Below are 15,264 nucleotides of genomic sequence, written 5' to 3'. Positions count from 1 at the left end.
GCATTCACATCTTCTCCTTTTTATTTTATCACATAATTAACAATTTTTTAAATTAAACAACAAATATAAAAAGAGCATCTTTTACAGATGCTCTTTCTCATTACTTAATACGTAAATGTAATTGTCGCTAATGAATAACCGGCCATTGCACTATATGGTGCTACTTGATAAGACACACGCTTTGCACCTTTTGGCCAATTTATTTCATTTAATACTTTCTTTATATCTTGCATCGCTCCATCCATGGACTGCTTATATCGTACTTCTACTTTTTCTGGTTTGGCTGCAAACTGTTGCTGTAACTTTTTCTTAAATTCATTATAATTTTCTGCTCCGTATTCCGCAGATAAGTATTGTAAATTTGTTTCTTTTAACATTTGCTCATATACGACAGTTTTTGAGCTACCAGCTTTTATTTTATTTGTTAATTCACCAAAATAACTTGTAGTTGCTGCTGGATATTTACTACGATCCCAGTCGTGATCTTTACTTAACTGTTCGTCAGACATATTAAAATATGAGTAAGTTACACGCCCTGCTTTATCTGGTACTGGATCATCAAATGTAGTATCTAGGTGATACCATTTGTTTTCAATGTTTACTAAATTCCACGCGTGAGCTTGTCCGTTTCCTGTGCCTGTTACAATATGATTTTGAATACCTGCCTCTTTTAACAACTCATACGTTAATAGTGTATATCCTTGGCAAACGGCAGAACGATTCGCTAATGCTTCATATGCCGTATACGCTTGATAAGACGTATCATAAGACACATGCTTAACAACGTAATCGTGAATAGCTTTTACTTTCTCATGCTCATCCATCCCTGGTTTTACAATTGATCCAACAATTGCTTTCGTCTGAGCTTTTACATATTGAGTTTGTTCTTTTGATTCACGGTATTTTACTTGCAGTGTAAACGTATAGTCCCCTGGCATTCCTTTAATAGAATATCTAGTAGACGCTACATTATATTTTACATACTCATCAGCATCTACAATTTTATTAAACTCACCATACAATTGATCCATAATATTTCTAGCATTTCTATCTTTTGTTTTATATGTGATTGTAATATTTTCTTCTCGATTATCAATCTGTTTTTTTAATTCTTTTCTGAAATCATCTAATAACTTTACATCTGATTGTGCTGTCACTGTAGTCGGATTTGTAGCTGCATAAGATACAGATGACGCTTGTAAGCCTCCCATTACTATAGTTGAACAAAGTGCGGCAGCTGTCACATACTTACTTGTCTTTCCCATCTTGTCACTCCTTATATTCTATAACTATACGAAAAAGTATCGTATAGTTTCAGAGTATACAATACTTTTTCGTATAGGTCATATGAGATTATGCATATTAACTAATTCACATAAAAAGGTTGTTCTTTTAAAAAGAACAACCTTTTTATGTGAATTAGCAAGTTTGTAATACGCAGCATGTATTTTCAAAACGTCGATTTTTCAAATCTTCATTACTAATGCAGAAATATAGCATTCCTAGTTCTCCCCAAACCATATTACAATTTTTATGATCTGAATCAATTTGGAATAAAAGAGTCATTTGCTGCGGGTCTACTCCCATATATTCTCCTGTCTCATATAACACTTCTTCTTGTACAGAGAATGGCTCACCAAACATTTGATGGTTATCGTAGTTATCCGGAATTAGCTCTTCAAGTAATTGCAAGAAATGATCTGAATCAGCCTCATCTTCAATGAAAAGTTCTGGTAATTTGTATGTCAGTTCAAAAGTAATTGCACACTGGTTATATTTCGCTTGTATTTGATTTTCTCTTCGTAATTGCTCTACAGGAATATCATAATAAAGTACATGCCCAGCTTCTGTTAGGTTCACATTTTCTTCAAAATAATTTTCAATGCAAAAGAAATACAGCATCCCCGTTTTAGGAAGATTGTGATCCATACCAACATTTTGTAAATCACTTAAGTTAAATTGCGCGATAAATTGTAGTGGATTTCCTTTATGCTTTGGATATTCAAATAAAGCTGGTAAATCTGGAAATCCCCCCATTTTCGAACTACCTATCGCAACAGTTTCCTGCTGCTTTGGCACAACTTTTATACAAGGAAATATAGTATTAATAAGTTCCTCTTTCAAGTGTGTTAGTTCATATTTATCAATTAATACTTCAATTTTTTTATTCATAAATTCTCCTTACATTTACATACTTATTTGTATCTTAGTACAAAGATTATACTTCATTCTTTACAAAATCAACAAGCCTCCAAAAAACGGGCTTATCCTTCGTACGCGAACAAGTTTAAATAAGCATACTATACATTGTTCCTACAAACACGATAATTCTTTAGTTCTTCCAGTACATTTTCCCCTCGTTCATTTTTAAATATAAGGAGGAATTCCACATGGGTTACGGATATAGTTGCTGTGGTTACGGATACGGTGGTGGCGGCGGTTGTGGTTACGGAGGTTTCGCTTTATTAATCGTTTTATTTATCCTTCTAATCATCATCGGAGCTAGTTGTTGGGGCGGCTTTGTAGGCTGCTAGTAAACTTAAAAACTATTGCAAAAAAGCACGTACAATACGTGCTTTTTTGCCATTTCCAAATCTTTTATTCGAAAGGAAGTATGTTTAATGAAGATTGATGGTGTTTTTGAAGGAGGCGGTGTGCGCGGTATTGCGCATGTTGGGGCAATTTGCGCGTTAGCCGAAAAAGGTTATGAATGGGAACGTGTAGCTGGTACATCGGCTGGTTCGATTATTGCAGCGCTCCTAGCGGCAGGATATTCTTGTTCAGAGTTAAAAACGATTATAACTGATATTGATTATAATAAATTTATGAAAAGAACTTTTATTGATAGAATTCCTTTTATCGGTAAGGGACTAAGTGCATGGACTACTCTAGGTATATACTCTAATGTATTTATAGAAGAATGGATTGAAGAATTACTTCGAAAAAAAGGTGTTCATTTATTTACTGATTTACCAGATCTAAACAAACTCAAAATCATCGCCTCTGATATTAGTAATGGTAAAATGGTTGTCTTTCCTGACGACTTACCAAACTACGGATTTTTAAATTATCGCTTCTCTATTGCTAAAGCGGTAAGAATGAGTAGTACAATCCCCTTCTTCTTTGAACCCGTAAAATGGAGAACTCCAAAATGGAAGCAGCCTTGTTATATGGTTGATGGAGGAATTCTAAGTAATTATCCAATTTGGATCTTCGATTCACCTACCGCTCCTCGCTGGCCGACTTTCGGATTTCATTTTGTAAAGGATGAAATTCAAGCTGACCCTGCTCGCTATAACGAGCCTATTTCCATGTTCAAAGGACTATTTAAAACAATGATGCAAGCCCATGATTTACGTCATTTAGATAAGGAATCAAAAGCAAGAACCATTACAATTCCAACAGGAACGATTACAAGTACTAATTTTGAACTGACAAAGGAAGAAAAAGAATGGCTTTACAATTCTGGCTATAACTCTGCTAATAAATTTTTACAAGCTTGGAACTTTAGGCAATATATTGATGAATATAGAAAAGGGAATCAAGACCGAAAGACAAATCGATTCTTCCGTCAACTTGACTCATAATATTATTACTTTGCATATAAATACGAGAACGTTTAACAACCTAATAGTAAATAAGCCTAGTAATTTCTTATATTACTAGGCTTATTTACTTCCTATATAATCTCGTACATTGTTTAAGGATACGTTAACCCTTCGGCTTCTTCTGCAGTAATAACTATGTAACGATTTCCCGTTCTTAATCCTAACAGTTCTGCTTTTTCAATCGCCTCTTGCTTCGTCTCCGCATAAGCAGCTAAGTATTTATGTCCACCAATCATTTGGCAAATTACATATTGTTTCATGACTTTCTCCTCTTACTTTTTCATTAGTTGTGCAAGTTTTTTTATACCTATTTCAATTTCTTCTAACGTTGCATATGAATATGATAGGCGCAAAAATTGATTTGCACTTCTATCATACAAAGTACCTGGGTTTAATAAAACCTTTTCTCGCAGAGCTTTATCAAATAAACTACGATATGAAATGGGTACTTTTATATGTACCCATATATAAAACCCACCTGTTGATTCATGCCAAGTTGCTATTTCACGAAGATATTTATCTAACATTAGTAACATAAAATCTCTTCGTTTTTTCAATTCACTTCTTACAAATCGTAAATGCTCATCATATAGACCATTTGTAAACCACTCTGCTGCAATTTGCTGGGATATAGAGCTTGAACCATAATCTGTTTGCATTTTTATGTCTGACAATCTTTGAATTACTGGCTCGGGTCCAACAATCCATCCAATTCTTAAACCTGGACTAATTACTTTGGACATGCTTCCAATATGTAATACGATTCCATTTTTATCATAGGCTTTTAAAGGTTTTGAACAAGGTGCATCAAACCATAAGTCTTGATACACTGCGTCCTCTATAATAGGTAATCCAATTTCATTACATACTTCCATTATTTCTTTTCGCCTCTTAGTATCCATACTAAAATTCGTCGGATTATGAAAAGACGGAATTGTATATAAAATAGAGGCATTAAATTGCTTCTTATATTTCTCAATAAATGATGGATGTAAGCCACTCTCATCCATTGGGATTCCAATTAAACGTATTCCTGCTGATTGAAAAACATTAAGTGAATATAAATAGGATGGTTTCTCTAATAAGATTGATGCCCCTTTCGAAAGAAGCCCCATAGAAATAAGTTGCAGCGCTTGAATTGCTCCCGAAACAATTAATATAGAGTCAGGAGATACATATACACCATGCCCCTTTAAGTATTCGGAAATCTTTTCCCTTAAATAAAGATTTCCTTTCGGCTCTTCATACCCAAGCGTCACATTTGACTTTAAAAGCTTATTCATAATTTCTTTCATCTTTGTCTCAGGTAAGAGACTCGGCGCGAGCTCACCTGTTCCTAACCGAATTACATGTGGATAAAATTCAGCTTGATTAATCTCTTGAATAGCTGGGAGATTCGGATAATGAACTCCTGTTTCTACATAAGACTGCCAATTAGGCGGGGGTGCGTAAGTTGAAGCATTCTCATTATTATTTACAACAATTGTTCCTTTCCTGCCATTCCCTTCAATATATCCCTTCGCAACTAGTTCATCGAAAGCCATTACAATTGTGCTTCGATTCACACCAAATGTATGGGCCAAATCTCTTTGTGAAGGTAATTTTGTTCCAACGGTCCATTCTCCATTAACGATCCTTTCTTTTATATACGTTTCTATTTGTTTATACAGCGGCGTCGCTAGAGACATATTCGGTTTCCAAACGAATCTTTCCATCATATCACCTTATATTCTTTTTGGTTGGTAACCTCCCCAACCATATGGATGGATACAAATTTTCATTTCTTCTATACAATATACACTATCATAATGAATTAAAATAGGAGGTAATATGATGAGTGAAGCAATTATTCATGGTATCATTCTTGCATTTGGACTTATCATTCCATTAGGTGTACAAAATGTTTTTGTCTTTAACCAAGGTGCGAGCCAACCAAACATTTGGAGGGCAGCCCCTGTAGTATTAACTGCCTCTATATGTGATACGTTACTCATATTGATTGCGGTGCAAGGTGTCTCCCTTGTACTCCTTACTTTTTCTTGGCTAACTAACTCGTTATATATAATTGGATTTTTCTTTCTCCTATATATGGGCTTTGTTATTTGGAGAAGTAACCCTTCCAACGATGTAAAACAAGAAAAAAGTATGCCCTTAAAAAAGCAAATCCTTTTCGCAGCATCAGTCTCATTATTAAATCCACATGCAATTTTAGACACAATCGGTGTAATTGGAACAAATTCTATTCAATACATAGGAAGTGAAAAATGGGCTTTCACACTTGCAACTATTATCGTTTCTTGGATTTGGTTTATAAGCTTAGCTTTAGCGGGGAAATTTCTAAAAAGACTAGACTCAACCGGAAAGGCAATCTTATTATTAAATAAATTTTCTGGTCTCATCATATGGGGTGTCGCGCTTTATATGTTAAAACAAGTTATTTATTCTTAATGAACGTAAGAGAATTGCATGTTACTGAAAACATCATGCAATTCTCTTATAAATTATGAAGTAGGTTCCGGTTTCTGTTTTACCGTCTTTTCATCTTTTGCTGGTTTAATCCAAATGATTGCTATAACAGCACCAATGGCAGCAAAAATACTTGTCAAATAAAACACTTCATGGTCCGCCCCTTTCATAAAAAAAGAATATAAAGGTGGTCCAGCTGCTACACCGATAAATCGCATTGAACTATAAAATGACGTAACCGTTCCCCTTTGCTCCTTTTCAATTCCTTGTGTAATGAGGGCATCTAAACATGGGAGTGCCATACCAATTCCTATCCCCATAATAACAAGACAAAGAAGTAGTAAATAAATCCCTTTTATAAATAAAGGAATGATGACTGATGCAGCTGCCATTAAAAAACCAATATAAATACACTTCTTCATAACATTTTGATTATCTCCAATTTTTTTACCGGCCATATATGAACTAAGTGACAGTACAAGTAACGGGATAGCAAGCACACACCCTTTCCATATACCATGAATGTCATACTTTGATTCCAGTATAGTCGACAAATAAAAGAGAATTCCGAATAAAATAAGCATAATAATTGCACCTAATGCAAAAATGGCAATTAACCATCTTCCCTTTTCTCGAAACGTAGAGATAATAGATTGAATAAACTCTTTTAGTGGTGGTACTTCCCCTTCTTGTTTTTTTGCCTTTACTAATACCAGCAATAAAACAATTGATACGACACATAAAACTGGAATCGCCCAAAATGGTAAGAACCATACAATGGCAGCAAGAGCAGATCCTAAAATAGGGCTCAGCACTTTTCCAAATGTATTGGATGTCTCAATGATTCCCAAACCTGTACTAACTTGTTTTTCATCTTTGTATAAATCACCAACACACGGTATAACAACCGGCATTGCACCAGCAGCACCAATACCTTGAATCGCTCTACCCATTAGTATCCAAATGTAGGGATTATCAACTTTCCAAGATACCCAGCCAGTTATCGCTCCTCCTATAGCCGCAATCAGCAAACTCGGAACCATTACCATCTTTCGTCCCCATCTATCTGATAAATAACCAGCAATCGGTATAAGTAAAATGGCTACGATAGAGTAAATTGTAATAATCATGGATACTTGAAACGATGAAATATGTAATTTCTTTTCAATTGTCGGCAAGATTGGAATAAGCATTGAATTCCCTAATGTCATGACAAGTGGAACTGATGCAAGCGCAATTAAACAACAGTTTTCTTTTTTTAACATGTTGATTTCGGAACCTTTCATCATATATTTCTTACCATATAATAGCCCTGCTGGAACATAATTTTCATTCCACCAGGGCTATTACATCTTTAATACTTCCCATTCACAACAAAAGAAATTGGGTAAAATATAGTATTACTTCTATTCTTTGAACTCTGTTCGCTATATATCCATACCAATTAATTGAAAAAAAAAGAAAGGAAGAATCCTTCCTTTCTCCTATAACCTTCTACATTTAGCGAGTATATCCGCCACCAAGCTGTTGTTCTGCCATCGCTACTAGGCGTTTTGTGATTTCACCGCCTACAGAACCGTTTGCACGTGAAGAAGTATCAGCTCCCAGTTGTACACCGAACTCTTGTGCAATTTCATACTTCATTTGATCTAAAGCCGCTTGTGCTCCATGTGATGCTAATTGATTAGAATTACGATTTCTAGCCATTACCAATCACCTCCTTATTTATATATAAATTGTGTAAAATTCAAATTAAAATACATGGAAATTTTTGGTTATTATTTCACGATAAAAAAAGAGCCTCTAAACGAGACTCTCACATCATTTCACATTATGAAGTTACTACTTCTAAATTTCTATTTATTAATACTTTCATTTCTTCTTTTAATATCTCCTTTGAGTTATGTCCAAACCATTCTAAAGAAGCAAAAAGATTCGTATCCCTCACTTCCTGAATAATCTCATCATAATTTACAATACCTTCAAATAACGGAACCATACCAATACGACTTCCTGCTGCAGCATATACATTATTAGGTTCAAACACATGCAAATAATTCGCTGAAGATATATTCTTAAAATGGTAATGTAATGTCCACGGCTTTAATTGATGGAAACTGTCTATTGGATCTGCGCCAGACTCCCATATATGAAGAAAATCAAGATTTATTTTTAAATTCGGATGATTTACTTCTTCTAATAGTTCTATAGTAGCAGGCAATGTGTCCGTTAGTGTATTGGGATGTGTTTCTAACAGCACATACATATTGTGCTGAGCAAACACATCACAAATCTTATGTATTCGCTTCACATACTCTTTTCTCTCTTGTTCCGAGAAGTCCTCGCTCCCTTTTTGCCCAGCAAACGTGCGAATTTTATTCGTATTAAACCAATTAGCTAGTACTACAAGTTGTTCACTTTTCTCTATCGTTTTTTCAAAATCTGCTGATAATGATATATCTAAGTAATCACTTATCATCGTAATTTCTAAGTTTTTATCCTTTAGAAAATTCAATTCTCGTTCTGTCGTTTCACGTTCTTGCATGTACAAATTTTGTGCATGCGTCCCCCATAATTCAATTCCTTCAAAACCGTTTTCATATGCAAATTGAACAATATCAGTAAATGAAATTAATTGATGACGAAATGAAATGGTACATAGCGAATATTTCATAGCATTAAACTCCCCTATCTTAAATTCAGTTAGCTTATTAAAGAGTTACGACAGACTGATTTGTTTTCATACCTTTCCATGATAGAAACTGTCTCTCTAATTCCTTCTTAATTTGCAGTTCAATTGCATTCATTTCATCCAGTTTTTCAATAATCGATACTAGCATACCTTTATTATTCGTCATTGCCATTTTAATTGCACGATACTGTACATTTGTAAATCCTTGTACAATATCCTCTACCCGATCACACCAATAATCAAATTCTTGCTCCGAATATTGCAACGTTTCACGGAAGTATGCAAAGGCATGCTCATAACTATATTTACGAATTGCAAGTACTGGTATTTGTTTTACTGCTGCTACAAGTCCAGAAAGCGTATACCCTTCTTCCTCATTTGCCATTTTTACAATTACATTTTTTAGTTCCATAGTCAGTTCATTGTCGTTCTTTTTGAATGTTTCTGTGAAATAACTAGCTACTGTTTCTTGCGTTGGCTCCCCAATTCTTTCTATATCAATGAAATACCCTCCACCAAATGGGTTATCTTGAACAGAGTGAAGTACTTTTTCTCTTTCCATACTCCCTTCCCAACGAAAATCAGGATCTAGCATGAACCACTCTTCTTCTTTCTCTGTTTTTGATATCATTAAATAATGCGGAAACGGTTTTTGATGAAATTTATTTTCCCTCTCTGGCAATAAAGACATATCAACCATTACAATGATATAACGATTTTCCGGCTTGTTTTCTACTAATTCTAAAAACATTTCTACATTGCTATCTTTATCTTTTGCATGATCATACCATTCGTTTACTTTAATACCGTACAATTTTTCAAACCAAAGTAAATAATGATCATGGTTAATGTTTTCAGAGTGATATGAAATAATTCCGCCTTCTGTTATATCAAAATCTCCATCCCATAGTCCAAAATAAAATGGACGAAAATCAATGTCGCTACGCCTTTTTATAATTTCACAAAAACAACTCACTAAACAGTGCACTTTAATTGAAGTCATACTCTCATCCACTTTCCTAAAGGTTAGTTATTCACATTTACTTCCTGTAACGGCTGTAACTCCTCCATAAAATCAAGCAAAGATCCTACAGTAAGAAATGCTTTTGGATCTACCTCATCCTCTGGAACGCATAGCTTTAAATCCATTTCTATGTATACAATAAGCTGTAACATCATTACCGAATCTATATATAAATCTTGATTTAAGCGCATCGTTTCTTCTAAATGCGTTACATTTTTCAGTTCCATTTTTTCTATCATAATTTTTAACACGGCATTCTTTAACGCTTCCCGTCTCATGTTGTAACCTCTCCCATCTCTAGTAACTTTCTACTTACTTTTCCCGTTTTATTTTTAGGAATTTCATTTACACTTTCAATTTCATGCGGAACTTTATAAGAAGGTAAGTGCTGAATACACCATCCTCTTATTTGCACTGGATCAAGATGAGAGATCACTTTCGCTTTAACTATTTCGCCCATCACAGGATGTTTCCCTCGATATACAATTGCCTCTTGAACACCTTCCAATCGAAGCATTGTTTCTTCTACCTCTATAGGAAAGACTTTTAATCCTGAAACGTTAATTACATCATCCATACGCCCCATAAAATGAAGGCCGCGCTCAGATTTATACCCTAAATCTTTCGTGAAAATTTCCTTATCGTTCATTTTCACGACGATTTCTTCCGGTGCATTTTCATCTGAACCTATGCTTATACTCGCATGAGGTAGAGGGTTCCCTAAATCTAAATGGCTTGTCATATCATGACATATACTAATACAACCTGCTTCAGAACAACCATATTGCTGCATCATAAATGTTGTCATTTCTTTTAGTTTATAAAATAGTGCTTCTGGCAAAGGCGATCCGGATGTCATAATTTTATGAAACCGAAACGTTCCTAATGGAAAACTCCCCATAATGTGTAACATAAGTGGCACTGCATATATGATATGTTTTTCTGTATTACGAACTATATTTAATGCGAATTTAGGATTTTTGTTCGTAATGATTACAGGCTTGCTCCCCCTCTTAATTGCTGATAACGTACCACATATTAGTCCGTATGAATGTGAAACAGGAGCCATAACGATTGGCACTTCATCTACTCCACAGTTTAAAGCTTCATTATAAGCGGTAATTTCCGTATCAACTTCTGTCCATGCTCTACGAATCAATTTCGGTTCCCCTGTAGTTCCAGAACTATATTGCAATAAAGAAGGCTCTTCTAGTAAAAAGTTCCCTACTTCTAATTTTGTAAAATCCCCATATTCTCCATATAAAATTCCTACACAATTTGCACGCTTTGCCATTTCAATAGCTGTTTCTTTTGGCGTATCTTCATGTATAAGTAATACTGATGATTTCTTTTCTTTTAAGAAAAACACAAGCGTAATAATATCGAATGGATCTTTCAGACAAAGTGCAAATCTATTTCCTTCTGCTTTTTGAAATTGTTCCATTTCTGCATAAACTTGTAATCTCAATTCAAAATCACTTTTGCTATACTCTTGTTTATTAACGATTAGCATAATTTCCCCCTGTAACAACTGATTTTTGTTTCATAAGTTGTCTTACTCTATACAATGGATTTGGAACTTCATGAACAAGCGATTCCACATCCATATATAATCGACGTTTCGTTAATTGTTCAGCATAGAATGTAGGTGCATATAATTGAATATTTTCAAATCTACCTTTCAAATGTGGATATATTCTTAAATGATTTTCAATTTCTTCAACAACCATTATCCAAAAACGTTCTTCTTTCAATCCATATTCATCCGCAAGTACGAACGCTAATTCTCCTAAATTAAACAGGAAAAGTGCATCTAATACCATCTCTTGCAAACATTCGATGCGATCCATTTCAAAGAAATCATTCATTTTTCCATTCGCATATGTTCTATGCATTTTAGTAAAGTCGGGACATTTATCAACTTCTTTCAAATATGGACGATAAAACTCAAGCCCTTCATGAAAATCCTTTAACGCAATACGAACAGGCACCCCTTCTTTATGGACTAGAATCATATTTTGTCCATGTGATTCCAGTGCGATGCCATGCTCTACAACAAGATGTATAACTGGTATTATCGCTTTTTGAATAAGTAATTGTAGCCAATCCTTCATTCCATATTTGTTCAACCATGCATCAATAATTGGTGTACCATCTTTCTCTTTAGCGTATAAACCATTAAAAGGAATTGCGTCCTCTTGTGCATCTAAATACTTGTGAACGCTTTCGCGCCAAATACATCCTAATGAACCATATATAGCTTTCTTATTTGTGTCATACGTTACACTGGAAAACTCCTTTAACAAGATTAAACGTGCTTCATCGCTTAAATAGGCGTCATTACTTACAACATCACTTAACCAATTTGATATTGCTGGTGCACTCACAACAGAATACGGTTTCAACGTACGGAGTGTTGAAGTGTTGAGTAAATTCATCGATAATTTAACGTACGGTTTCTTTGGATTCGTAATATTTCTTACCGTTCTCATTGACTGTTGTGCGCAATACTCATCCTCTGATGTTCCTAAATAAATAATAAATTTACCCTGTATATGATCCGCATAATTTGAAATGATGAAATTCTCCCACTGCCAAGGATGAACAGGTATAAACACGTACTGTTTTGGATTACATCCCCGATTACAAATTCGCTCCATAAACTCTTCTAATTTACGCTCACCAATCTCCTCTATTAAAATTTCGTCATAAATTACTTCATTCTCATACCCTTCACTGGAGTATTTTTTATGCGCTGCAATCCATATGAGTTTTATTGGCTGCATAAATTCATATCCATATTGAAAATTGTCACGATATTGAAATCCAATACGAGCTTTATAACTAGGGTGATATGGATGGCCGTCTATTAAATGGCTTTCAAACTCATCGTAAGATTTTTGATTGTATTCTTTCTTATTATTTCTTTCATATTGTGCAATCGTGTCTTTAAATATTGTTTGTTCTAATTCGTGCATAAAAGAATCTAATTTGGCTTGTTCTACACTAGCAACTCGAAAAACTTCTTCTAGAAATTGCGAGACAGATTGTATTTCTTGCTGTTCATCTTGGACTCTTACTATTAATGAGTCTAAAGAAATACGTCCAAATGTCATCCGTTCCCTGCCATAGCATTTGTACGTGACACTTTTGTCTTCTTCATCAAGTCCTTGTATTATAAAAAGAATTTGTTCTTCTTTTTCTATGCGAACCGGTGTAATAATCCCCTCATAAATTAACGATTCTACTAATTGACGTAGCACTCTTCTTCGTACTGAAATGTAATCTTCTGATTCGAGCGCCTTCAATACTTTCGTATGATACATGTCCACTCTCATAAAACCCTCCACCTTATGACAAAATACCATTATTTGTATTACGTGAAATTTTAACGCTATTTATGAACGAACAGCCACTTCTCTAACGAGCGGATTATGTACTTGCACATAAATTGCTTGCTCTAATGGATTACTTAACTCATCGACATCGAAAAATCTCGTTAGTAAATTTGCTTTACACGCTAACTTATCTTCGTCCAATAATTCTCTTAAAAATGTTGAAGGTTCCCGGTTATACGGAAGGAATGATTCAAGTACAGACCTTAATTCCGAGAGAAGAATTTCCTCCTTAATTAATCCTGCTGTGCCAAAACCATTAATGAGGCCAAACATATGATTGAAAATTAAGTAGTAACGAAATCTCTCATCCACAATATAGTCGTCATATAAATTTCCAGTACGTTCTCCAATACCAGCTAATTCATTATTAAGCATCTCTTTCATTGAATTACAGAAATAAAATCCTTGATTATCACGGAAATAATATTTGACCGGATAACCATCTTTTAGCTGAACAACGCTATTTTGCTGATGAGCTTCTAATGCAACACCATACTGTAAATACATCCATACCATTGGCTTTAAAGAAATATTCATATATCTTCTAAACCACTCTAAGCTTACTTCTTCACAGCTTTTACTTTCTAAATCTGCTAGGCGATGAATAATATTCGATAACCGCGTACGCTCTCCAGGTATAGCATCTTGAACTAGCCCAGCAATTAATGTTGCGTCGTTTGCATGTTCACTATAAAAAGGGTTCTCGCGAATAATCACTTCAAATCCAGATTCTTGTGTTCCATAATTTAATGTAATATAGGCTGGATCACAAATAAAATCAAAGCCTGGAAATCTTTCTCGTACTTCACCAATAGCCGTATTTAACATTTCCTTCCCTTCAAGACCACTCTCAAGTTCTTTCAGTTTATTAATACGCATTGAATTCGTTACTTTCACCGGAAATGAAAACTTAAGCATATACTTCGAATCGGGATGATACAGCGTCCTTAGTGATGATGTTGCCATAAAATACTTACCTACAGGTCCAATATACTCAAGCAATTCTTGAAATATCCAATCCTGTACGTAAGCTTGATGCAAGAGCCATTCTGCCTGAAGCGGATGAATTGGAATTAATGCATATTGATCTTCCTTACAGTACTTCGCTATAAATTCCTTACTAACCATCTCATCATTACTTAATTCTTCTTTTATAATCGTTGTTGTAGAAGCTGATAATAATGATTTTTCATTTACTATACTTTTATGTGCCCGAAAATAATGAAGCTGACATTCTCCTTTTAATTCTGGAGAATACATTTCACTTTTCCAATCCAATATCCCCTGTCTACTCTTTGGTGTAGGATGAGTTAAATGCCCAAATAATAAAGACTGCTCCGCTTCTATAAAAGTTGTATGGAAACCGTATAATGCGGATGTATCTTCTATTCTCTCTTTTATAAATTCCTCAATATTTTGACAACTACGAATGACTCGAAGCATAAGTTCCGCAGGATTCGTTCCTTCTCCGTAGTTGATAGACATCTCTTTTATTAAAAATGTAATAACTGTAACGTAATCTGCTTTAATAACAGAATTACTATCTCCAATTTGATAATAAAATTTTTCTCCAAACAAATGGCGATCTGTTGATGATTTATATATAACTTCTCCATACAAAGTAACGTTCTGTGCCGATAGCCGACAACATAAATATGTGGGGACTGTATCTCTATTCAACGTATTACTGAAGATACTCTTCATTCTTTCATCCTCTGTAATCCATTCTCCACTCCCTGTTTCTCTTAAATAACAGTTTAAAAAGCTTTGTAATGTTGCATGTTCTGCGATTTGTTTCGCATGCTGCATGTTGGTCCTCCTCTTTATATTAAAGCTATCGAAATTTTATATAATAAACGATAATTGAATGTCGTTATCAATTATGATTCTAATTGATAATGATATTCAATTCAAGAGTATATTTCAGAATTTTTTTATCAAATAAAATTTTTCTTTTTTTCTTTCTTTTCTTTAATCTAGTTAAAAGTACACTAGAAAAATTCTTGTTTTCAAACTAATTACCTACTTTTATTAATCCATTTTTTGATGGATTAATAAAAAGGTACACCAAATGAG

General features: G+C 34.4%; 15 protein-coding genes. 3 read left to right on the top strand and 12 right to left on the bottom strand.

The window, feature by feature from the left end:
• Nucleotides 1-104 precede the first annotated feature (104 nt).
• Complete coding sequence (locus CN409_RS05165) at nucleotides 105-1,265, bottom strand: transglutaminase domain-containing protein (RefSeq protein WP_086391065.1); 1,161 nt, start codon at nucleotides 1,263-1,265, stop codon at nucleotides 105-107.
• A 154-nt stretch (nucleotides 1,266-1,419) separates the two neighbouring features.
• On the bottom strand, nucleotides 1,420-2,172 hold the full coding sequence (locus tag CN409_RS05160; protein ID WP_001034829.1) for a YwqG family protein: 753 nt from the start codon (nucleotides 2,170-2,172) through the stop codon (nucleotides 1,420-1,422).
• A 218-nt stretch (nucleotides 2,173-2,390) separates the two neighbouring features.
• On the opposite strand from CN409_RS05160, the gene CN409_RS05155 reads away from it, so the two are divergent.
• Both CN409_RS05155 and CN409_RS05150 read left to right on the top strand, forming a co-directional pair.
• Complete coding sequence (locus CN409_RS05155) at nucleotides 2,391-2,534, top strand: YjcZ family sporulation protein (protein ID WP_000540420.1); 144 nt, start codon at nucleotides 2,391-2,393, stop codon at nucleotides 2,532-2,534.
• 87 nt (nucleotides 2,535-2,621) lie between these two features.
• The gene (locus CN409_RS05150; protein ID WP_000686798.1) at nucleotides 2,622-3,587 is read left to right on the top strand and encodes a patatin-like phospholipase family protein; all 966 of its coding nucleotides are present in this window, start codon (nucleotides 2,622-2,624) and stop codon (nucleotides 3,585-3,587) included.
• A 113-nt stretch (nucleotides 3,588-3,700) separates the two neighbouring features.
• On the opposite strand, the gene CN409_RS05145 is transcribed toward CN409_RS05150, so the two are convergent.
• The gene (locus CN409_RS05145; protein WP_000816388.1) at nucleotides 3,701-3,868 is read right to left on the bottom strand and encodes a DUF3933 family protein; all 168 of its coding nucleotides are present in this window, start codon (nucleotides 3,866-3,868) and stop codon (nucleotides 3,701-3,703) included.
• 12 nt (nucleotides 3,869-3,880) lie between these two features.
• Nucleotides 3,881-5,323 (bottom strand): aminotransferase-like domain-containing protein, encoded by a 1,443-nt coding sequence (locus tag CN409_RS05140; protein WP_086391066.1) that lies wholly within the window; start codon nucleotides 5,321-5,323, stop codon nucleotides 3,881-3,883.
• A 118-nt stretch (nucleotides 5,324-5,441) separates the two neighbouring features.
• Here CN409_RS05140 and CN409_RS05135 point away from each other — a divergent pair, with 118 nt between their 5' ends.
• Nucleotides 5,442-6,056: a LysE/ArgO family amino acid transporter gene (locus tag CN409_RS05135; RefSeq protein ID WP_001287302.1), complete on the top strand. Its 615-nt coding sequence runs from the start codon at nucleotides 5,442-5,444 to the stop codon at nucleotides 6,054-6,056.
• 53 nt (nucleotides 6,057-6,109) lie between these two features.
• Here CN409_RS05135 and bcbE read toward each other — a convergent pair whose 3' ends face one another.
• The 8 genes from bcbE to CN409_RS05095 form a co-directional block, all read right to left on the bottom strand.
• Nucleotides 6,110-7,339, bottom strand: a complete 1,230-nt coding sequence (gene bcbE / locus CN409_RS05130; protein WP_002083274.1) for a bacillibactin exporter BcbE — start codon at nucleotides 7,337-7,339, stop codon at nucleotides 6,110-6,112.
• 235 nt (nucleotides 7,340-7,574) lie between these two features.
• Complete coding sequence (locus CN409_RS05125; protein ID WP_000113545.1) at nucleotides 7,575-7,781, bottom strand: alpha/beta-type small acid-soluble spore protein; 207 nt, start codon at nucleotides 7,779-7,781, stop codon at nucleotides 7,575-7,577.
• A gap of 124 nt (nucleotides 7,782-7,905) precedes the next feature.
• Nucleotides 7,906-8,748, bottom strand: coding sequence for a sugar phosphate isomerase/epimerase family protein (locus CN409_RS05120; protein ID WP_000877677.1), 843 nt, complete (start codon nucleotides 8,746-8,748; stop codon nucleotides 7,906-7,908).
• Between the two features lie 37 nt (nucleotides 8,749-8,785).
• Nucleotides 8,786-9,769: a DUF6005 family protein gene (locus CN409_RS05115; RefSeq protein WP_000200701.1), complete on the bottom strand. Its 984-nt coding sequence runs from the start codon at nucleotides 9,767-9,769 to the stop codon at nucleotides 8,786-8,788.
• Between the two features lie 23 nt (nucleotides 9,770-9,792).
• Nucleotides 9,793-10,068 carry a petrobactin biosynthesis protein AsbD gene (gene asbD, locus CN409_RS05110; RefSeq protein ID WP_001250559.1) on the bottom strand — a complete coding sequence of 92 codons (276 nt, stop codon included), beginning with the start codon at nucleotides 10,066-10,068 and terminating at the stop codon, nucleotides 9,793-9,795.
• The gene (locus CN409_RS05105; RefSeq protein ID WP_086391067.1) at nucleotides 10,065-11,303 is read right to left on the bottom strand and encodes an AMP-binding protein; all 1,239 of its coding nucleotides are present in this window, start codon (nucleotides 11,301-11,303) and stop codon (nucleotides 10,065-10,067) included. Before CN409_RS05105 ends, asbD begins: the two co-directional genes overlap by 4 nt.
• On the bottom strand, nucleotides 11,290-13,128 hold the full coding sequence (locus CN409_RS05100) for an IucA/IucC family protein (protein WP_141527686.1): 1,839 nt from the start codon (nucleotides 13,126-13,128) through the stop codon (nucleotides 11,290-11,292). The genes CN409_RS05105 and CN409_RS05100 overlap by 14 nt, the downstream gene beginning before the upstream one ends.
• Before the next feature lie 60 nt (nucleotides 13,129-13,188).
• The gene (locus tag CN409_RS05095) at nucleotides 13,189-14,997 is read right to left on the bottom strand and encodes an IucA/IucC family protein (protein WP_097980840.1); all 1,809 of its coding nucleotides are present in this window, start codon (nucleotides 14,995-14,997) and stop codon (nucleotides 13,189-13,191) included.
• Between the last annotated feature and the right edge of the window lie 267 nt (nucleotides 14,998-15,264).

The sequence above is a fragment of the Bacillus sp. AFS012607 genome (assembly GCF_002558005.1).
GTDB lineage: Bacteria > Bacillota > Bacilli > Bacillales > Bacillaceae_G > Bacillus_A > Bacillus_A thuringiensis_S.
Note: the sequence above shows the minus strand (reverse complement) of the source record. Positions and strands in the feature narration are given on the sequence as shown.